At 41.5% G+C, this 19,546-nt stretch carries 20 protein-coding genes; 18 read left to right on the forward strand and 2 right to left on the reverse strand.

Features of this window, described 5'->3' with window-relative positions:
• Positions 1–146: 146 nt before the first annotated feature.
• From QVE09_RS03070 to QVE09_RS03090, 5 genes are all read left to right on the forward strand, one after another.
• Positions 147–1,364, forward strand: a complete 1,218-nt coding sequence (locus tag QVE09_RS03070) for a DNA polymerase IV (protein WP_315936083.1) — start codon at positions 147–149, stop codon at positions 1,362–1,364.
• Entirely contained in the window at positions 1,361–1,726 is a 366-nt protein-coding gene (locus QVE09_RS03075) for a YolD-like family protein (protein WP_315935627.1), read from the forward strand. Before QVE09_RS03070 ends, QVE09_RS03075 begins: the two co-directional genes overlap by 4 nt.
• The gene (locus tag QVE09_RS03080; RefSeq protein WP_315935628.1) at positions 1,710–2,078 is read left to right on the forward strand and encodes a YhjD family protein; all 369 of its coding nucleotides are present in this window, start codon (positions 1,710–1,712) and stop codon (positions 2,076–2,078) included. Before QVE09_RS03075 ends, QVE09_RS03080 begins: the two co-directional genes overlap by 17 nt.
• A 441-nt stretch (positions 2,079–2,519) precedes the next feature.
• Entirely contained in the window at positions 2,520–3,407 is an 888-nt protein-coding gene (locus tag QVE09_RS03085; RefSeq protein ID WP_315935629.1) for an RCC1 domain-containing protein, read from the forward strand.
• Between the two features lie 169 nt (positions 3,408–3,576).
• The gene (locus QVE09_RS03090) at positions 3,577–4,512 is read left to right on the forward strand and encodes an NADP-dependent oxidoreductase (protein ID WP_315935630.1); all 936 of its coding nucleotides are present in this window, start codon (positions 3,577–3,579) and stop codon (positions 4,510–4,512) included.
• Between the two features lie 169 nt (positions 4,513–4,681).
• Here QVE09_RS03090 and QVE09_RS03095 read toward each other — a convergent pair whose 3' ends face one another.
• Positions 4,682–6,238, reverse strand: coding sequence for a glycine betaine uptake BCCT transporter (locus tag QVE09_RS03095; protein WP_315935631.1), 1,557 nt, complete (start codon positions 6,236–6,238; stop codon positions 4,682–4,684).
• Between the two features lie 493 nt (positions 6,239–6,731).
• Between QVE09_RS03095 and QVE09_RS03100 the strand changes: the two genes are divergently transcribed.
• From QVE09_RS03100 to QVE09_RS03130, 7 genes are all read left to right on the forward strand, one after another.
• Positions 6,732–7,523, forward strand: a complete 792-nt coding sequence (locus QVE09_RS03100; RefSeq protein WP_315935632.1) for an SDR family oxidoreductase — start codon at positions 6,732–6,734, stop codon at positions 7,521–7,523.
• A gap of 198 nt (positions 7,524–7,721) precedes the next feature.
• Positions 7,722–8,384, forward strand: coding sequence for a phosphotransferase (locus QVE09_RS03105; protein ID WP_315935633.1), 663 nt, complete (start codon positions 7,722–7,724; stop codon positions 8,382–8,384).
• Between the two features lie 340 nt (positions 8,385–8,724).
• Positions 8,725–8,970 (forward strand): hypothetical protein, encoded by a 246-nt coding sequence (locus QVE09_RS03110; protein ID WP_091021024.1) that lies wholly within the window; start codon positions 8,725–8,727, stop codon positions 8,968–8,970.
• Between the two features lie 371 nt (positions 8,971–9,341).
• Entirely contained in the window at positions 9,342–9,905 is a 564-nt protein-coding gene (locus QVE09_RS03115) for a GNAT family N-acetyltransferase (RefSeq protein ID WP_315935634.1), read from the forward strand.
• A 124-nt stretch (positions 9,906–10,029) separates the two neighbouring features.
• A complete protein-coding gene (locus QVE09_RS03120) occupies positions 10,030–10,605 on the forward strand; it encodes a TetR/AcrR family transcriptional regulator (protein WP_315935635.1) in 576 nt (191 codons plus the stop codon).
• A gap of 205 nt (positions 10,606–10,810) precedes the next feature.
• Entirely contained in the window at positions 10,811–11,851 is a 1,041-nt protein-coding gene (locus tag QVE09_RS03125; RefSeq protein WP_315935636.1) for an NADH:flavin oxidoreductase, read from the forward strand.
• A gap of 242 nt (positions 11,852–12,093) precedes the next feature.
• Positions 12,094–12,462 (forward strand): YhjD family protein, encoded by a 369-nt coding sequence (locus QVE09_RS03130; RefSeq protein ID WP_315935637.1) that lies wholly within the window; start codon positions 12,094–12,096, stop codon positions 12,460–12,462.
• Between the two features lie 959 nt (positions 12,463–13,421).
• On the opposite strand, the gene QVE09_RS03135 is transcribed toward QVE09_RS03130, so the two are convergent.
• Positions 13,422–13,628, reverse strand: coding sequence for a winged helix-turn-helix transcriptional regulator (locus QVE09_RS03135; RefSeq protein WP_397386992.1), 207 nt, complete (start codon positions 13,626–13,628; stop codon positions 13,422–13,424).
• Positions 13,629–14,095: 467 nt separating this feature from the next.
• On the opposite strand from QVE09_RS03135, the gene QVE09_RS03140 reads away from it, so the two are divergent.
• From QVE09_RS03140 to QVE09_RS03165, 6 genes are all read left to right on the forward strand, one after another.
• Positions 14,096–14,314 (forward strand): hypothetical protein, encoded by a 219-nt coding sequence (locus QVE09_RS03140; protein WP_315935638.1) that lies wholly within the window; start codon positions 14,096–14,098, stop codon positions 14,312–14,314.
• Between the two features lie 9 nt (positions 14,315–14,323).
• Complete coding sequence (locus QVE09_RS03145) at positions 14,324–15,253, forward strand: MFS transporter (protein ID WP_315935639.1); 930 nt, start codon at positions 14,324–14,326, stop codon at positions 15,251–15,253.
• Positions 15,254–15,372: 119 nt separating this feature from the next.
• On the forward strand, positions 15,373–15,654 hold the full coding sequence (locus QVE09_RS31485) for an NAD(P)H-binding protein (protein ID WP_397386993.1): 282 nt from the start codon (positions 15,373–15,375) through the stop codon (positions 15,652–15,654).
• 593 nt (positions 15,655–16,247) lie between these two features.
• Positions 16,248–16,922: a response regulator transcription factor gene (locus QVE09_RS03155; RefSeq protein WP_315935641.1), complete on the forward strand. Its 675-nt coding sequence runs from the start codon at positions 16,248–16,250 to the stop codon at positions 16,920–16,922.
• Positions 16,919–18,742: a sensor histidine kinase gene (locus tag QVE09_RS03160; RefSeq protein ID WP_315935642.1), complete on the forward strand. Its 1,824-nt coding sequence runs from the start codon at positions 16,919–16,921 to the stop codon at positions 18,740–18,742. Before QVE09_RS03155 ends, QVE09_RS03160 begins: the two co-directional genes overlap by 4 nt.
• Positions 18,743–18,866: 124 nt before the next feature.
• Entirely contained in the window at positions 18,867–19,541 is a 675-nt protein-coding gene (locus QVE09_RS03165) for a GDSL-type esterase/lipase family protein (protein ID WP_315935643.1), read from the forward strand.
• Positions 19,542–19,546: the final 5 nt, after the last annotated feature.

Here is a 19,546-nt window from a genome sequence, read left to right on the forward strand (position 1 = left end):
TTGAGATGGTATCACTTGGTCGTATGCCTACTATAAATATTTACCTCTTGCATAAAGAACATGTGTTCCGTTTATAATATATACAAACATATGTTCTCAAAAAAAGTACAGGGGTGATTTCAGTGTGGACTAAGCAGCGAACTATTATGCTCATTGATATGCAGAGCTTTTATGCTTCAGTCGAAAAGGCGAAAATGCCTCAATACAAAAATAGACCACTCGCTGTCGCAGGTGATCCAGCAAGACGTTCTGGAATTATTCTTGCCGCTTGTCCATTAGCCAAAGCTAAGGGGGTGTCTACCGCGGAACCACTCTGGCAGTCCCTTCAGAAATGCCCTGAACTGATCATTGTGAGACCCCACATGCAAGAATACATCGAAGTATCGACTCAAATCATGTCCATTATTGAAGAGTTCACCGATCTCGTTGAACCGTACAGTATAGACGAGTTATTCGCTGATTTTACAGGGTCTATGCATCTATTTGGTAATAATCCAATCGATTTAGCCAAGCAAATTCAAGACAAAATCTATAATGAAACAGGCGTTTACGCGAGAGCTGGCATTGGTGAAAACAAAATCATCAGTAAATTGTGCTGCGATATGATTGCTAAAAAAGCTGAGGGTGGCATTTTCCACTTAAAGAAAGAGGAGTTACACCTCCACATTGGAGATAAGCCCGTCCGCGATATGTGGGGGATTGGCTCAAGAATGCAAAAACATCTATGGAAGATGGGCATCCGAACCATTAGAGACCTGGCGAATACGCCTCTTTCCAAATTAAGAAGTAAGTGGGGGGTTAATGGAGAAGTCATCTGGCGAGTTGCTAATGGACTCGACAATTCACCGGTAACCGTCAACACACACAGTACACAAAAGGATATCGGAAACGGAATGACCCTGCCAAGAGATTTCACAGAGGCTTGGGAGATTGAAGTGGTGATCCTCGATATCTGCACAGAAGTATGCAGAAGAGCTCGCAAAAAGGGGCTGATGGGGAGTGTTGTTTCCGTGAGTGTAGCTGGAGCCGATTTTGACCACCCATCTGGCTTTCACAGACAGGTTAAACTGTCTGATCCCACAAACATAACTGTTGATATATGCAAGATAGCCAAACGCATATTCCATCAACACTGGGATGGGCAACCTGTACGCCGTGTAGGCGTATCCCTTTCTCAATTATCCAATGCGGATACATATCAACTATCGTTTTTTGATGATCAAGAGCAGAAACGGGCCATTGATCAGGTGATGGACGACATTAAGGATCGATTTGGCGACATTGCTATCCTACGAGCGAGCTCCATTACGGCTGCTGGCCAAGCGATCGATCGAGCATCTAAAATTGGGGGGCATTACAAATGAGCAAAAAACTGGAGGCCAATGGATTATGGGAATCGAGCCGCATGATGCTTCCACAACATAAAGAACGAATTATACAGCATCGAACTCAAATTCATTATCAAACGAAACCACTGATACATGAAGATGAGTGGGAGATTATTACTCAGAATATAGATATGTCGCTCAATTATACATTGCAAGCCACCTTTGAAATATTTACTGAGTCAGGCAATCGGTATATACACGGGATCGTCACTTCAGTCAGTGCTTTTGGAAAAAAAATCAAAATTGAAATGGATAATGGATTTGAATGGGTCGATTTTGATCAATTGGTCACTGTAAAGTTTGAAGAAGGAGGTGTGTACGGTGAGACAAACTTCTGAGGAACTTGCACTCGTCAAGAGGCTGGTAGAACTTCCGTATCTTTTAGGTGCTCTGGAGGTAGATAAGCATAAAATATACGCTTCAAACTTTAAGATGAAATCGGTGTATATTGATTACCTAGACGGTACCCAAAAGAAAATTGCTTTAGAGATGTACAAGTCGAAACAAAGGCTAAAGGAACATCATATTAAAATCATAGATGAAAAGAGATCTAAGCTGAGTTTAACGGTAGACTATTCGGTAAGAGGTTACATTCATAAAATGACACTATTGTGGAGCAAAGTGAAAGTGGATGTAACCTTAATGCTTACTGAACATATGAGTGTTGATATCACTGATATGACAAGATAAACATATAGTTAGAGCGGAATACGGTATATAACGGCATAGGGTGGATATAATACAGTTATAACCATTGTTTTCTTCTCCCTATTGGGTAAACCGACCTTTGAAGTTGAAAGGTCGGTATTTTTTGTCTCATTTTTTGGATTGGCATATTAAACCATATCAAATGAAAGGAATTACGAGGTAAATAGATACTAATATACAAATTTATACATATTATCACAAATGAAACTAGGCTGGATCTTTCAAACAGATGGTATCAACGCATCTGGATTAGTACGACGTGCTTCCGCTATCTTGACAGCTAGGAGTATTAGAATACAACGTCGAATAAGGTTAATATGTTAGTGTCCTTTTGACTGTTTTCTGTGAAAGATATGAACGCTACACTTTATGACTTCCAGGTGAGCTGACGGAGGATTTCATTTTGATGCAGGGAGGAAAGATATGGGCGACAATTCACGGAAGGAAACGGTGTTTCAGGTTAAACCGTTCCGTAACTGTACCATAACGGCTGGTCGTCGTCATACCGTTGCTCTTAAATCTGACGGAACAGTAGTAGCTGTGGGCGATAATAAATACGGTCAATGTCAGGTAAGTGGATGGTGTCATGTCGTCGCAGTTGTTGCTGGTAATGTTCATATGGCTAGGAACACCGGGAATGCCCATACCGTTGGTCTTAAATCTGATGGTACGGTAACAGCTATAGGTTGGAATAAGCATGACCAATGCAATGTAAGCGAATGGCGGGATATTGTAACCGTTTCGGCAGGTTGGTGCCGGACTGTTGGGGTTAAATCAGATGGCACCGTGGTTGCGGTGGGGCGAAATAATGAAGGTGAATGCAACGTGAGCAGCTGGCATGATATTGTATCGGTCACGACGGGTGACTGGCATACAGTCGGTCTTAAAATAGACGGAACGGTAATAGCAGTTGGTAACAACAAGTATAACCAATGTAGCGTAAACGACTGGAGTGACATACTGGCTGTTTCGGCGGGATATCTTCATACGGTTGGGCTTAGATCGGATGGCACGGTAGTGGCTGCGGGTAGAAATAATGAAGGTGAATGCGACGTAAGTGGTTGGTGCGATATTGTAGCAGTTGCAACAGGGAGTTATCATACCATTGGTCTTAAGTCTGACGGTACGACGGTTGCTGTAGGTTCGAATAAACATCACCAATGTGATGTAAGTGGCTGGCATGACATTAGAGCTGTTTCGGCGGGATGTGCCCACACGATTGGACTTAAATCTGATGGTACGTTAGTTACTGTGGGTAATAATGATTATGGACAATGTAATGTAAGCGGATGGAGCAACATCCAACAATAAATAATGTAATAAGATGCAACATGTCTTTTGTCCGCTTATTTTTTTGCATAATTTTATTCTAGTTGTTAAAAAATAAGTAAGGATAATATTCATTAACGCTCAGTGACTAGATCTAAACAATAGGGAATAGCACGTTAAAAGGCTATTAGCTTAAAGGAGTGTTACAAAAATGAAAGCAGTTGTAATTAATCAATATGGAAGTAAAGAAGCGTTAGTTGAGCAGGAAGTGAATAAACCAAGTGCAGAAGCTAATCAAGTGGTCGTAAAACTAGAGGCTACATCCATTAATCCAATCGATTGGAAATTAAGAGAGGGTTACTTAAAAGAAATGTTTGATTGGGAATTTCCTATTATCTTAGGGTGGGATGCAGCTGGAGTCATAACTGAAATTGGTTCAAACGTTACGAAGTGGAACGTGGGAGACCGCGTATTCAGTCGTCCTGAAACAACTCGTTTCGGTACGTATGCTGAGTATACAGCAGTTGATGAGCACCTACTGGCAAAACTACCTGATTCAATCTCATATGAGGAGGCTGCGGCTGTACCTTTAGCGGGTTTAACAGCATGGCAGGCATTGTTTACTCATGGCCATTTAAAAGAAGGTGAAACTGTACTTATTCACGCTGGCGCTGGTGGTGTAGGTATTTATGCCATTCAATTAGCAAAGTATGCCGGCGCTCATGTTGTTACAACAGCAAGTGAAAAAAATCATGAACTTCTCTATTCATTAGGTGCTGATCAAGTTATTGATTACAAAAAGGAGAACTTTGAAGAGATTCTAAAAGATATAGATTTAGTGTTTGACACGATGGGCGGTGAAGTAGCTGAGAATAGCTATAAGGTGCTTAAACCAAATACCGGAAGACTGATTACTATTGTTGGTGAACCTAATCATGATACGGCTAAGTCTCACCATGTATCAGCAAAAGGGATTTGGCTTCAGCCAGATGGTGATCAATTGCAGAGAATGGCCGATCTGATGGAGGAGAAAAAGATTAAGTCGATTGTAGGGGCGACATTCCCGTTTAGTAGAAAGGGGATTTATGATGCACATGCTTTGAGTGAAACTCACCACGCTGTTGGTAAAATTGTCATTACATTTTAAAAAAGGAGACTGAACAGAACGATAAACACATATTCCCATTGAAGTCGCTATTTTAGCGGCTTTTTTTATTTTATCGGTACAAGTTCTTGTCTAAGCTAAGGAGAAGAACTTGTACCGATTGCCTGGAAGCAGGTACCATGTTTCCTATAGAGATCAAATCAAGTATACATTACCTGCCGGGAATCTCATTCAGCGAGATTTCTTCTTCCTCCAGCAGTCGTTTCAGCTTTTGGCGCTGCCGTTTTTCCTTCTGACGGCGCTCTCTGTCCTCAGCCTGCAAAGCCTTGAGTAGGGACACACACATACCGATAAGGACAACAGCGAACGGCAGTGCGGCCACAATCGCGGCCGTTTGGAGGCCGTTCAATCCCCCGCTAATCAGCAGTACTACTGCGATGGAGGACTGCAAGATTCCCCAGGTTAATTTCACTCTTGTACTCGGGTCCAGCTTACCATCCGACGTCAGCATGCCCAGCACAAAGGTAGCCGAATCAGCCGATGTAATAAAGAAGATCATGATCAGGAGTGTAGCGATGAATGCTACGATCGTGCTCAAAGGCAGATGCTCCAGCATAAGGAATAAAGCGGTTGTCGTATCTTCTTTGACGGCCTCCGCCAAGTGAGCAGCATTGAACAATTCCAGGTGAAGTCCGGTTCCGCCGAAGACTGAGAACCAGATAAATCCGAAAAGGCTTGGAATAACCATGACGTATATTACAAATTCCTTTATGGTTCTTCCTCTGGATACCCTTGCGATAAAAGTGCCGACAAAAGGAGCCCACGAGATCCACCATGCCCAGTAAAATAACGTCCACGTTCCAATCCAAGTTTCTCTTGAGAAAGGCGTCAGTCTCAAACTCATGTTAATAATATTCTGCATGTAACTGCCCAAAGTTGTCGTGAATGTATCAAATATAAAAGAAGTCGGTCCAGTCACCAATACAAACACCATTAATAGCACAGCTATAACGAGGTTGGTGTTGCTCAAAATCTTAATACCTTTATCCAGACCGGAGGTTGCCGAGATTAAAAACAGTACGGTTACAATGATGATAATGACAACTTGGGACAGCGTCGAGTTAGGAATACCGAATAAGTAATTCAGCCCCCCACCAATCTGAAGTGCACCCAAACCAAGCGAGGTCGCAACACCGAAGATGGTGGAAATGACCGCCAGAATATCAATGAACTTGCCTAGCCACCCTGCAGCAAGACGCTCACCGATCAGAGGAATAAAGGTGGAACTGATCAGCCCTTTGTAGCCTTTCCGGAACTGGAAGTAAGCAAGCGCTAAGCCGATGACGGTATAGATTGCCCAAGGATGCAGTCCCCAGTGGAAAAAGGCATAACGCATTGAAAGTCTTGCTGCTTGCGTTGTTTCGGGTACCGCCCCCTCCGGTGCAGATAAATAGTGGGACAGCGGTTCAGCAACTCCCCAGAACACCAGCCCAATGCCCATTCCAGCGCTAAACAGCATGGACAGCCAGGAAACCGTAGAATATTCCGGTTCATCATCGTCATCCCCCAACCTAATACCGCCAAATCGGCTGAACGCCAGATAGAAAGCGAAGATCAGGAAGAACAGTGTCGCTAGCAAATAAAACCAGCCAAAATTCTGAATAGAGAAGTTGTAGGCAACGTTAGCTACATCCGCCAGCTGATCAGGAGCGACCGCTCCCCATATTGCGAACAGTACAACGATGATAATTGTGATTGTAAATACCATGAAGAGACCTCCGTTATGTAAGCTATAGCCAACTGTTCCTTAGTATGTGTTAATCCAGTTTCTAATATTTCGGAAAGCCAGTTGTTGATAAATTAAAACAAACCCCCGTGTAATGAAACAATCTTCCTTGGTCAATTTGAATTGATCCTATTTTAAAATTGCCAATCTGAAGGTCTAAACGATAACATGATCTTGACAGTAATTGAGTCTGACTCGTAATATTTGAAATGGAGATGCAGGAAAGGGGACTCGCCGGACAATGTGGACTTCCTTGTAATGGTTATCTAAACTAGATCGCTCGACTTGGTGTTGTGGTTATAACCACATGCCTGGTTTGTTATGGCGATCTGCAATCATTCAAGGGACGCGAGGAACCGTTTGAATCAAACCCGTGCGAGGATACTTGATGTATCCGCTTTTTGTTATACCTAGGATAATTCCATCTCCAATGAAAAATGGTTTTCTCCCTCACTTATTAAACGGAGGAAATAAAATGACCAAACTATATGGAAAAACCGCTATCGTGACAGGCACAAGCCGCCCCGGAGGTATCGGAACCGCCGTCTGCCGCACGTTGGCACACGAAGGCGCTAATGTGTTCTATACCCATCTGTACGATTACGATAAGACAGAGAATCCGGGAGATGCCGACAAGAACTGGCCGGATCTCTTCGCCGAAGAACTTCGCTCCTATGGCATTAAGGCAGCGCATATGGAGGTCGATCTTACCGATCCCACTTCTCCAGCGCGACTGCTTGATGCGTGCCGGTCGGCTCTCGGGCTGCCGACCATTCTCGTCAACAACGCTACCTACAGCGTAGCAGCTGATTTCCGTCAATTGAATGCATCACTGATCGATGCGCACTGCGCCATGAACATTCAAGGTACGTTCATGCTATCGGCCGAATTTGCGCGTATGCTCGAGGTTGAACTGGCCAGCCGTCAGTTTCTTTGCGGCGGCCGGATCATTAACCTCACATCCGGTCAAGGTAAGGGGCCGATGCCTGGCAATCTCGCTTATGCCGCAACGAAAGGCGCTGTCTCCACCTTTACCGAATGTCTATCTGCTGAACTGGCTCCGTTTCACATTACTGTGAATGCGGTTGATCCCGGGCCTACCGATACGGGGTGGATGTCAGAAGAAGTGAAAAATGCCATGCTACCGGGATTTCCGATGGGCCGTATCGGTCTTCCTGAAGACATATCCCGTCTGATTGCTTTTCTGGCGAGCGATGATTCCCAATGGATCACCGGACAAATCATTCATTCTAGAGGTGGTTTCTAATATAGGAAGACAGTTCATTAAACTCACGGGAAACAATAGTTTCATAAAACCAAAGGAGGCCGCCGATCAAAAGGATCGGCGGCCTTATTCGATTACTGAGCAGTAAAGTTTAGTTATAATCAACTTTTATCACCAGAAAATAATGTCTACTTGGTAAAATTGTGAAGTTAAAAAATCACATTAACTGGAGTGGGTACTATGCTTTCTGAAGAAGATTATGCCAAGGTGGCGAAAGAAGCTTTACGTCAATACCCAATCATTTGGGAAAAACTTGTGTATCTCGGAAAGAGTGATAATGTTACATTTCAAGTTCAGACCAACAATGATAATCAAAAGTTTCTTGTCAAAATCCATATTTCAACGATTTCTATTCAATCAAAAGGTAATATCACATCAGAGCTTATTTGGCTTGAAGCTTTGGTTAGAGATACAAATCTCGTCGTACCTGTACCTGTCAGAAATCTTCAAGGTGATCTGGTAACAGAAATATCAACTGATCATAGCGAAAATACAATCATGGTGACTATTCATCATTGGATTCATGGAAACGTGCTCAAAAGAGAGCCAACAAGTAATGAAACTAAAAATTTGGCTATCTTAATGGCGGATATACATAAACATTCTATGCTGTGGAATGCACCTGAAGGCTTTAATAGACCAATATACAATTCTGATCATTTATATTCATCACTTCATCAATTAAAACAATTAGTAAATTTAGAGCCTATCTCAAGTGAAGTGTTTATTCATGTGGAAGAGTCAGCACATAAAATAGCAAATGTGATACAAAATCATAAACGGTTGCCCAGTAACTGGGGAATTATTCATTCTGACCTTCATGAGAGTAACTATTTTTTATGAGGATACTCCTCGACCTATAGATTTTTCGAATTGCGGCTATGGTTTATTTATTTGATATGGCTGAAACATTGATGCACCTTTCATCTGAGAATCGGAAAGTATTTATTTCATCGTATAGCAAAGTAATTCAACTACAAGAAAATTATTTCGAATTATTAGAAGCATTTTTTATTTGGTCAATCATTAGGACTTTCGCATTCCATTCTCTAAATCCCAATGAACAACAATCCTTAGCAGAAAATTTCCCATCAGTTATTAAAAACTATTTTAGGAAATATCTGAAAGGAGAAAAATCTTTGTTAAACTAAGGGGCAGGAATACAATAAATGGAGGGGTAGGATTGAACAAGTATGTGTTACATATAGTTGCAAGTGTAATTTGCATATTGTTACCTGCTGTTGGTCTCTTATATGTTTTGTGGGATAGCCACCAACCCAAAATAGGACCTGTAGGAGACGGAAAACCGAATTATCCTTCAATATCTCAATGGATATCTATTGGCTCTTCTTTTATTCTTGGAGTAGTTAATTTACCTCTTTCCATAATTCGATATAGACAAAAGGCTAAAGAAGATATTAAAAGTTAATGCTTTATTACGCTAACGTAGAAATTATAATTGAATAAACGACGAAAATGAAGCTGCCTGTGTTGGACCAGCAGCTTTCATTACGTTAATGGGCAGGGTAGATGAATTTTGTGAATATACGCCAGGTATGCGAACGATAAAAACATTTAAGATTAAAGACATGATACAGTCTTCAGAATCGCAGAATTCGTCAAAGGAAGTACGATCGCAGAAAAAAGAGGTCGGATCCGCCCAAATTTTATGGCTATCAGCCCTTCGATGGTGAAGTGCCTTCATGCACAAGATACGATCATTATCCATTAAACCGGAAGGAATATCTCTTACATGTCTTGAATCACGATAAATCTGAATTAAAGCTGGAGGCGAATGAGATGCTGGAATTAGAGTTTACTACTATAGAAGAGTGGGATGAAGCATTGTGGGCGCGGATGGAGCGAATCTATCATGAGGCTTTTCAAAGCGGCGCTAAGACAAAAGCGATTCTGCGCAGTATGTTGGACCGGAAGATTGGTTATTTACACATGGGCGTGCATCGTGGAGAAGTGGTTGCGATGGCTGTTACTGGACTGGAGGGGAAGGTTGCGGAGCGCATCCTGATCATCGATTACCTCGCGGTTGAACAGAAGCTGCGTGGGTTAGGCATAGGGACCTGGATGCTGGAACAGCTCAGAGCCTGGGCGTTAAGAGAACACCGGATCAAAGGTATGATTATCGAGGCGGAGTTCGGGACAACGGAGGCTCATCAGGAACGCATTCAGTTCTGGCAACGCAACGGGTTCATCCTAACCTCCTATGTCCATCAATATAGAATGGTGCCAGAGCCGTATCAGGCAATGATGCTGCCACTGGATACAAGTACGCATGTGCCTGATGATGGTGAAGCACTGTTTCGTTATATCAATGCTTTTCACAAGGTTGCTTACCGGAAGAGTTAGACCGCATACAATGGACCTGTAGGAAATTACCGTTTATGTTTATCCATTGTGACCATCCTCTTTCAAATAGGATGTAAAATGATCAGTTATTGACTGTGTGGTCAATAACTGATACATTAATCCCATGAGCAGACCAAGAGAATTTGATGTCGATCGTGTATTACACCAGTCTATGGAAGTATTCTGGAATCAAGGCTTCAAAGCAACTTCTTATGAGGACCTTACGCGTACTACAGGAGTCAAAAAGCAAAGTTTGTACTGTGTTTTTAAAGACAAGCGATCGTTGTTCCTGCAGGCGCTGGCACTTTACCGTGAACAGGTTATAGCGAAATTGAAAGAGATTGAAGCCTTGGATTCGTCTCCCGGTGATAAACTGGATGCCTTACGATATTCCCTTCTAGACGATGAAACTGGCTGCCAAGGGTGTCTAATTGTGAATGCATCACTCGAATTCGGAACAGATGACGAGCAGGTCACACGCGAAGCTGAGCTCATGGCAGAAGAGATTCAACTGGTATTAGAGAAGATCATACGTAGTGGCCAGAAACAACAGTTAATTTCCAACCGGTATACGAGTTTAGAGCTTGCATCTTATCTAAATAACACCATCCTTGGTGTGAGAGTTATGGAGAAATCTGGTTCATCCCGTGAACAGATCGAGACGGTTCTGCGTACTTCATTTGGCATGATCATGTCTTGATCTTTTTTTTGTGAAATTCTTGACTACGAAGTCAAGAATAAATGAAGGCGGATTAATACACCACGAAACCTTGAAGGAGGTGGGGCTTTTCGATAAAGATCGTGTATTGATTCATTTGGAAGTAACATCTAGTTGTTAACCAGGCTGGTTGCTGTTTAACATCTCCTAGGTCAATTTATATAAAACGAAATATGTGGAGGTTATTATGAATTATTCTCAATCCGTAGAAGCATTGTTCCAACCTATAGAATTAGGTCACTTGAAGTTATCCAATCGGATCGTGATGGCGCCAATGACGCGTCAATTTTCTCCGGACGGTATCCCGGGTTCGAATGTTGCGGGCTATTACCGCCGCAGAGCAGAGAACGCAGTGGGGCTTATTGTGACGGAAGGGACAATAATTAATCATCCGGATGCATCCAATCAAGCCAATGTGCCGCACTTTTATGGCGAAGCTGCAATGAATGGTTGGGCACATGTTGTATCTGAAGTACATGAAGCTGGCGGTCGAATTATTCCACAGATCTGGCATATGGGAGCCAAAGGTCATGTTAATGATTACTCGGAAGCTGAGATTGCTACAATCGTTCAGGAATTCGCTCAAGCAGCCTCAGAAGCGAAACGCGTTGGGTTCGATGGTGTTGAAATCCATGGAGCACACGGCTATCTGATCGACCAATTCCTGTATGAGAAAACCAACTCTCGTACGGATCGTTACGGTGGAGATATGATGGCTCGCACACGTTTTGCAGTTGAAGTGATTGAGGCTTGCCGTAAAGTAGTGGGATCGGAATTCCCTATTGTACTGCGTTTATCTCAGTGGAAGACAGATGATTATCAGGCTAAATTGGCGGAAACACCGGAATTACTGGAGCAGCTTCTCACACCGTTGGTTCAAGCTGGCGTCGATATCTTCCACTGTTCCACACGCCGTTTCTGGGAGCCGGAATTCGAAGGGGCTGATCTGAATTTTGCTGGATGGACCAAAAAACTGACTGGCAAACCGACAATCACTGTTGGATCGATTGGTCTTGATGGTGACTTTACAAGTCTGTTCACAGAAGGTAAAGGTGCAAGTAACGTTGGTATCGAGGGATTGGTACAACGACTTCAGAATGATGAGTTTGATCTGGTTGCTGTAGGCCGTGCTCTTCTAGTCGACCCTGAATGGGCTAAGAAAATTCAAGAAGGACGTACTGATGATCTGGTTCCATTCACAAGAGAGGCGATGACCGTACTTACTTAATTGAAGATTTAATCATTAGGAATAACACACCTTCAAGAGAATGAAACCTTATCGTAAGATAGGGAGATCATCTTGAAGGTGTTCTTGTAATGGCAACCAGAGTGAGTTATCCGGTAGAATTAAAGATGAAAGCCATAGAAATGAGACTGACAGAGGTATCGGTATTGAAATGGATAATGGATTTGAATGGGTCGATTTTGATCAATTGATCGCTGTAAAGTTTGAAGAAGGAGGTGTGTACGGTGAGACAGACTTCTGAGGAACTTTCACTCGTAAAGAGGGTGGTAGAGTTCCCTTATCTTTTAGGTGCTCTGGAGGTAGATAAGCACAAAATATACGCTTCAAACTTTAAAATGAAATCTGTATATGTTGACTACTTGGACGGTACTCAAAAGAAAATTGCTTTAGAGATGTACAAATCAAAGCAAAATTTAAAGGAACATCATATAAAAATCATAGATGAAAAGAGATCTGAGCTGAGCTTAACGGTAGATTATTCGGTAAGAGGTTACCTTCATAAAATGACACTATTGTGGAGCAAAGTGAAAGTGGATGTAACCTTAATGCTCACTGAACATATGAGTGTTGATATCACTGATATGAAAAGATAAACATAGAGTTAGAGCGGAATACGGTATATAACGGCATAGGGTGGATATAATACAGTTATAACCATTGTTTTCTTCTCCCTATTGGGTAAACCGACCTTTGAAGTTGAAAGGTCGGTATTTTTTGTCTCATTTTTTGGATTGGCATATTAAACCATATAAAATGATTATCTTATCCTGAAAGTGAAATAGGGGGGTTCACTTCAAGAATTTGAATAATCAATACAACAGGAGGAAATTACGAAGTCAAAGAAGATCCACCTGGGATGGTGGTGTATTATATAGAACAAAAAGAAAGTCAAAAAATGCTTCTCAGTCCAACGTCCCCGGTAATCCTCAAAACTCTCTCCATTTTCTATTTTATGTGGAAGAAGAAGATTGTCGTCATTTTAAACGGATTGGGGACGACCTTTCCAAAAAAAAGCAACTTTTAAATTTTAACTTCGAATTTAGAGGATGCAATGTCAAATACTTATAAATCATTTATAATTCAGACAAAATCATACGAATCTATACGGGGTAACTTCAGCACTTCCGGACACGCCAAACACATGGCAGAGATTCTGGATATCACCGTATGCCGCTACTTTTTCCATGATCTGAAATCTCTCTTGTTTGCTTCCTCCTTCCAGGTTACTAAGCACTTATTTAGCAACTCATTCTCCCGTTTCAGGTGTTGCCTGGGATTGCAATATGTAAGGGGAGAGAAAGGGATTATAATCAAGATATTTCAACTCAGTTGGGTAGAAGATTCGGTTCCATGGGGAGCACCCAATGTCGCCAACTATAATCGACCAAAGCTACATCGAGTCGATGCTTTTTCAGAACTGGAAAAATTACTGAAGGAATATATCAAGTTCCAAATTTATCTTTAGTAAAGACGAGAGCGGAAATCGCTAAATATATCAATAGTTTTTATGGGGATGCTTAATCTCCCCAGTTTCATCCCGATCTTCCTAGGTTCAACCTTCCCATTGTTCAAGCAGATCTTTATTTCCATGGATATGCTCTATATGATTATCACCCCATAAACAGAAGTTGTCTAACCTGGATTTTAAACTCCAACCATATTCGGTAAGCTCATATTCTACCCGGAGGGGTATTTCATTGTACATGTGACGGTTAATTATTTTATCTCTTTCCAGTTCTCTTAATTGTTTGGTTAACATTCTTTGCGTTATTTCTGGTATTAAGGTTCGAAATTCATTCGTCCGTTTTTTTGCCTGTGGTTAGATGATAAAGAATAAATTAATGAATTTAAAAGTAGGAACAATGATGTTCCTATTATTTAGGCTCATTAATTTTAAATAGTACAATTCGGACTTACTACCAAAGAGACATTTTAATATCGGTAAAAGCAAATTATCTCGACCAAAAAAAGAACTGTACAGCACTTGCATGTTTCTATAGAACAAAATAGTGCCTACTTTTCAAATTAATAATTATAAGACAAAATTACGTCTATAAAGAAAATATAAGGAGCGATTGAATTGACTCATTTTAATATTTTGAACAACCCTTTGTAAGCGCAAATCGAAATAAAACCTCACATTTGTAATCGGAGTAACCATCAAGACGATATAAAAAGTTACTTAAAGCTAAACAAAATTTAAGAACCATTATCAAGGAGTTGTTTATGCATTATGTCAAAAAAAAATCATCTATTATTTTCGTCCTTGCTTTAGGGGTATTCGGGATAATTAATAATGAGATAGGTATTATCGGGATTTTGCCGCAAATGGCTAATAAATTCGACATTTCTCTCTCTCAGGCAGGTCTACTGGTTAGTATGTTTGCCCTTGGCGTCGCTATTGCTGGACTTTTTCTTCCACTAGTCCTTTCAAAATATAATTGAAAGAGCGTAATGCTGATTGTTTTTGGGTTGTTTATTCTATCTACTGTCATTTCAATCTTTGCTTCTTCGTTTACTGTGCTCCTTATCACTCGGGTCATACCTGCCTTTTTCCAACCGGTGTATATGTCGGCAGCCATACTGACTGTAGGGACGTTAGTAAGTAAAGATCAAGTGCCAAAAGCAGTTTCTAAACTATTTATGGGGCTAACAGCAGGTATGATTGTTGGAATTCCAATATCATCCTATATTTCGAATACATTATCTGTTGATATGGCCATGGCGTTCTTTACAGTAATTAATATTATATCTTTTTTGGCCATTCTCTTTTTCGTACCGTCTATGCCCGTGACTCTGAAGATTTCCTATGGTAAACAGTTGCGTGTATTAAAAAAACCTATACTTTGGATTAGCGTCGTGACCGTCACTCTAATCCTTTCAGGAATATATTCTGTTTTCAGCTTCTTTACGGAATATTTATCAAAAGTAACCCATATGTCCAATGACTCAATTAGTATTATGTTGTTACTCTTTGGTGTAACTGGAATCGGAGGAAACTATCTGGCAGGAAAGTGGCTGAGCAGCAATTCGGCAAAAACCGCACTCCTGTTTCCGTTAGCTCTTGGAGTTGTCTATGTACTGATCTATTTCATGAGTGATCTAACCATTCCGATAATCATTCTTATCCTGGTGTGGGGAGCCCTCTTTTCAATAGGATTAAATATTTCACAACATTGGATTTCATCATCTATATTAGAAGCACCTGACATTTCCAGCGGGCTTAACCTCTCTTTTTCAAATCTGGGCATTACCGTTGGCAGCACGGTTGGTGGGGTTTTCATCTCTCAAATAGGAATCTCGAGCGTGACTTGGAGCGGCGTAATCTTTATGTTTTTGGCATTCCTTATAATTGTCCTAAGAATAACAGTGTATCGCCGTTGACCTTTATTTATCTAAATTCAGATTAAAAATGCGATGCAAATTGCAAGCGGATTTTATTATCAATATGTGAACAGAATTGGTTAACGATAGAGCGCAATGAAACCGTTAATTACTTTACCGTGAAGAAGAAAGCAGATATCGCACTTAGCCGTAACGATCTAGATTGGCTGATTCTTCGTCCGTCATTGCTTGTCGACATTCCTGGAAAGGGCTTTGTTTCACTCGGACCAGCCGAGTTCCACGACCAGATAGCTTACGCTGATGTCGCTGAAACTCTCGCTGAGTTGCTCCACGAACCTCGCATCCGACAACAAATTCTCGATAACTCAATTCCGGGTCCACACCGATCCGAGAGGCCGTCAAGGCTAACATCCGTCGGCCTTAGGTGGAAAAGTATGTGAATGATGCGATATCATCAAAAGCAGTTACCTATATTTCAGAGATGCCAAAGAAAAAGCAATTCGGATTTAATCCGAATTGCTTTTTACTGCTTTTCCATTAGGCATATATCTAATAGTTATTCCGCTGAGAATTCTCGGATACGTCCGGGGATCTTGAACGATTAATTGGCCGAAAACCAATGACATATAGGGAATTCTTTAAAAAACAAGTATCCATTTCTAATGTTGAAGATTAAGAGATGGCATGTTACTAGTGTAATTCTGCAAAAAAATTAAAGTAAGTTTACAATGAGGATATAGTAGGACACGCTCAAGGGCTACACATCATCTTCAAGAGGAGGTTCTTGAGGCGGAGTTTACGAATTTTGACTCTAAACTCGGCGAAGGTGAAGTTTTGGCCAGAGCTGCAGGGAGTGTAGTTCATCCAGGTGATCTCCAGTTGATGAAAACATAATGTTAGAAGATATAGTGGATGATCTAGTAAACTGGAGAAAACATGCGGGGGCCTGCAGATTGTAGTGCCTTCCTACCCATGGTAACATTTGTGTTAATTAAACAACTTGGAGAAAATGAAATGATAAGAGGTGATAGACATGACTAAAAGAATCCTTATAGTGGAAGATCAGCAGGTATTGCGGGAGATTTCCAAAGAATATTTGATTGACGAAGGATATGAAGTACTGGAGGCTGGTGATGGACGACAGGCGGTACAGATTTTCGAGGAGCATGAAGTGGATCTAGTGATTCTAGATATTATGCTACCTGAATTGGACGGTTGGTCGGTATGCAGGCGTATACGCAAAGTATCGAACGTCCCGATTCTAATGTTGACCGCCCGTTCGGATGAGGACGATACGCTTCTTGGATTTGAACTTGGGGCAGACGATTATGTCATCAAGCCGTGCAGTCCTCCCATATTGCTTGCCCGTTGCAAGCGACTACTCGACAATCGGCGGCTGTATGGATCCAAAGATGTATTGTCTGGCGGGGAGATCGAGATTCACTTGTCATCGAGAACTGTCTCCATAAGAGCCGATAATCTGAGTCTGACGCATACCGAATTCGAAATTTTAACCTATTTAATGGAGAACAAGGGTATCATCCTTACGCGCGAGAATCTCATTACAAAAATCTGGGGCTACGATTACGATGGAGAAGAGCGAACGCTCAATAGCCATATGCGTAATCTACGGGCTAAGCTGGGTGAGCATGCAAAGCATATCGTTACGGTAGTGCGTTCGGGATATAAGTTCGAGGAAAGACCATGAGCAAGAGTATTGTATTTAAGCTTTTCTTAATGACAATGGGATTATGTTTTCTAATTATCATAGGCATTTTTCTCGGGCAAACCTTATTCTTCAAGCAATTTTATGTGCATCAGAAGGTTGAAAAGGTGGAAGAGGCTCTTCAATCTTTTCAACAAAGCGGACTAATCGATGTCGTAGATACGGATACTGCGAGGATAAAGGAACAGGAGATTTACGCAGAAACGAATGCCTGGATGGCTGTTTTGGATGAAAAAGGATATTTCAAATATGCGGACGATTATGAGATGCAGATTCAGTTGGAGCCTTCGAGTACTTCCGAAGCTCTCTCCGAGGAATTCGTTACGATTCCCTTGTACACAATGATGGATGTGGAGAGGGCAGCTGTAGATAATGTATTATTCCCTGATTATTTGCATGAGGGGAAGCAGCTCGCACTTGAAGGGATTATGGTCGAAGGTAAAATATATCCTCAGCGGATCAGTCGAAGTGCCTCAAGTCTTCGTGAGGAAAATCGCTTGGAGAATAGAAGGTTAGTCACCAAAGAATATGAAGTCTCTCAAAAATTTACGGATCCAACAGAATATTTTGAACATTATCCCAGTGTGCTAGCATATGGAACTGTGAAGAAGATTCACCTCCCACAGGGTGACCATGCATCACGCTATACGAACCGTCTATTCATTGATAGGATAAACGATTTTCAGGCTGATCTCCTGTATGGAGACGATGGAGAAGAGGAAAAACGAGTCACGGATTATAAAGAGAATGGGATTGAGTATAAGATATTCTTGGAGCGCATCACTGATCAGTCGGGGAATCCTGCTTATCTGATTGCTATGACTTCGCTACAGCCAGTCAATGAAGCTATGAATATCATGCAGAATTATTACATCTTCATTTTAATTGGAGCTTTGTTGCTTGTAATACTTGCATCCTTGTACTTTTCCCGCCTTATCGCCGCTCCTTTGCTTCAAATAGACAAGATGACACAAAAAATGGCCAAACTTGATTTCTCAGAGAAGATTCCTATAAAGACAAAGGACGAAATTGGAAACCTGTCGCAAAACATCAACCAGTTGTCGGATATGCTGAACGACCATATCAAACACCTTGAGCAAGACATCGAAAAGGAAAAACGGATGGAGGAAACACGCAAACAATTCATAGCTGGCGTGTCGCATGAGCTGAAAACGCCGCTGAGTGTACTGGAAAGCTGTCTTTACATTCTGAAAGATAAGCCTGATACCACAAAGAGGGAGTACTATTTCAACTCAATGGAAGACGAAGTGAAGGGGATGAATATACTAGTAGGAGATATGTTGGAATTGGCTAGATATGAGTCAGGCACATATAAGCTATCGATGAAGCCGCTGCGCATTGATGAAGTTTTAGAACGCGTTTGCGTGAAGCTTGCCCCGGACATTGCAGAAAAAAAACTTCATCTTCAAACTCGACTAATCCCAGTAGAAGTTATCGCCAATCGGAGTCGGATCGAGCAGGTGCTCGTCAATTTTATGATGAATGCCATACGCTACACACCAGAGCAGCATAAAATTATAGTGACAATGGTTGATGGTGAAGACGTGGTCAACATTAATATCGAGAATAAAGGAACCCAGATTCCGACAGAGCAGATGGAGAAGATTTGGGATCGATTTTATCGCGGCGAACATTCCCGTCATCGATCGACTGGGGGAACTGGACTTGGCCTTGCAATCTCTAGACAGATTCTCGAACTGCATGATGTTCGTTATGGTGTGATGAATACGGAGGATGGCGTTATGTTTTATTTTGAATTGATGAAAAATAAGAAGGTGTAGAACTTCGGTTCTGCGCCTTTTTTTGATTTATACGTGATCTGCATCTCTTCTGCATCTTATCTTGATCTTCGTCCATTAATCTTGTTCTAGCAAGACATAAAGAATAAATGGAGGAATGATGCAAATGAGGAAAAAACAATTAGGAATAATAATCATCGCGATAATGGTATTCATGATGACCGCGTGCGGCAGCAGTAACAATGAACAAACGAAGATTACCGACAAGGTGTCTGAAAATCTCCCAGTATCTGAAACAACTTCCTACAAGGAAATTTATAATACATCTATATTCCTTGGGGATTCAATTACGGAAGGGCTGTTATACCATGAAGCGTTGAGTGAGGAACAAATTGTTGCTGGGGCTGGAAAAACAGCCCAAATCGCGCTCGAGACAGGGGATGTGGATGAAGTTGTAACTCGGAAGCCAGAGCATATTTATATTCATTTGGGATCAACGGATATTCTGTGGCCGACTGACGATCCACTTTCCTATTCATTATCGTACTATGCGAAACTGTTAGAGGAAATTAAAGCACAAATTCCAGATACTGAAATAACGCTGTTATCCGTTACTCCAGTGACAGCGGAAGCTGAAAAAGCTAATCCCAAGTATAGGTTTATTACGGAATATAACAAAAGGCTGGAAGCATTGGCTGCTGAGAAACAAGTTGGCTATATTGATCTGTCGCCACTATTTGACGAACATTTCGAGTTATACGATACAGACGGGATTCACTTCCAAGCGGAGTTCTATCCTTTGCTTCTAACATTTTTGCAGGAGGAGTCCGATGGGCGGTAAGGCGT

Source organism: Paenibacillus sp. ClWae2A (assembly GCF_032452295.1).
Classification (GTDB): domain Bacteria; phylum Bacillota; class Bacilli; order Paenibacillales; family Paenibacillaceae; genus Paenibacillus.

Bases quoted from the DNA above. Each gene is read 5' to 3' on its own strand.
- QVE09_RS03070 (WP_315936083.1), top strand. From the start codon at position 147: ATGCTCATTGATATGCAGAGCTTTTATGCTTCAGTCGAAAAGGCGAAA.
- QVE09_RS03075 (WP_315935627.1), top strand. From the start codon at position 1,361: ATGAGCAAAAAACTGGAGGCCAATGGATTATGGGAATCGAGCCGCATG.
- QVE09_RS03085 (WP_315935629.1), top strand. From the start codon at position 2,520: ATGGGCGACAATTCACGGAAGGAAACGGTGTTTCAGGTTAAACCGTTC.
- QVE09_RS03090 (WP_315935630.1), top strand. From the start codon at position 3,577: ATGAAAGCAGTTGTAATTAATCAATATGGAAGTAAAGAAGCGTTAGTT.
- QVE09_RS03095 (WP_315935631.1), bottom strand. From the start codon at position 6,238: ATGGTATTTACAATCACAATTATCATCGTTGTACTGTTCGCAATATGG.
- QVE09_RS03100 (WP_315935632.1), top strand. From the start codon at position 6,732: ATGACCAAACTATATGGAAAAACCGCTATCGTGACAGGCACAAGCCGC.
- QVE09_RS03105 (WP_315935633.1), top strand. From the start codon at position 7,722: ATGCTTTCTGAAGAAGATTATGCCAAGGTGGCGAAAGAAGCTTTACGT.
- QVE09_RS03115 (WP_315935634.1), top strand. From the start codon at position 9,342: ATGCTGGAATTAGAGTTTACTACTATAGAAGAGTGGGATGAAGCATTG.
- QVE09_RS03120 (WP_315935635.1), top strand. From the start codon at position 10,030: ATGAGCAGACCAAGAGAATTTGATGTCGATCGTGTATTACACCAGTCT.
- QVE09_RS03125 (WP_315935636.1), top strand. From the start codon at position 10,811: ATGAATTATTCTCAATCCGTAGAAGCATTGTTCCAACCTATAGAATTA.
- QVE09_RS03135 (WP_397386992.1), bottom strand. From the start codon at position 13,628: ATGTTAACCAAACAATTAAGAGAACTGGAAAGAGATAAAATAATTAAC.
- QVE09_RS03140 (WP_315935638.1), top strand. From the start codon at position 14,096: ATGCATTATGTCAAAAAAAAATCATCTATTATTTTCGTCCTTGCTTTA.
- QVE09_RS03145 (WP_315935639.1), top strand. From the start codon at position 14,324: ATGCTGATTGTTTTTGGGTTGTTTATTCTATCTACTGTCATTTCAATC.
- QVE09_RS03155 (WP_315935641.1), top strand. From the start codon at position 16,248: ATGACTAAAAGAATCCTTATAGTGGAAGATCAGCAGGTATTGCGGGAG.
- QVE09_RS03160 (WP_315935642.1), top strand. From the start codon at position 16,919: ATGAGCAAGAGTATTGTATTTAAGCTTTTCTTAATGACAATGGGATTA.
- QVE09_RS03165 (WP_315935643.1), top strand. From the start codon at position 18,867: ATGAGGAAAAAACAATTAGGAATAATAATCATCGCGATAATGGTATTC.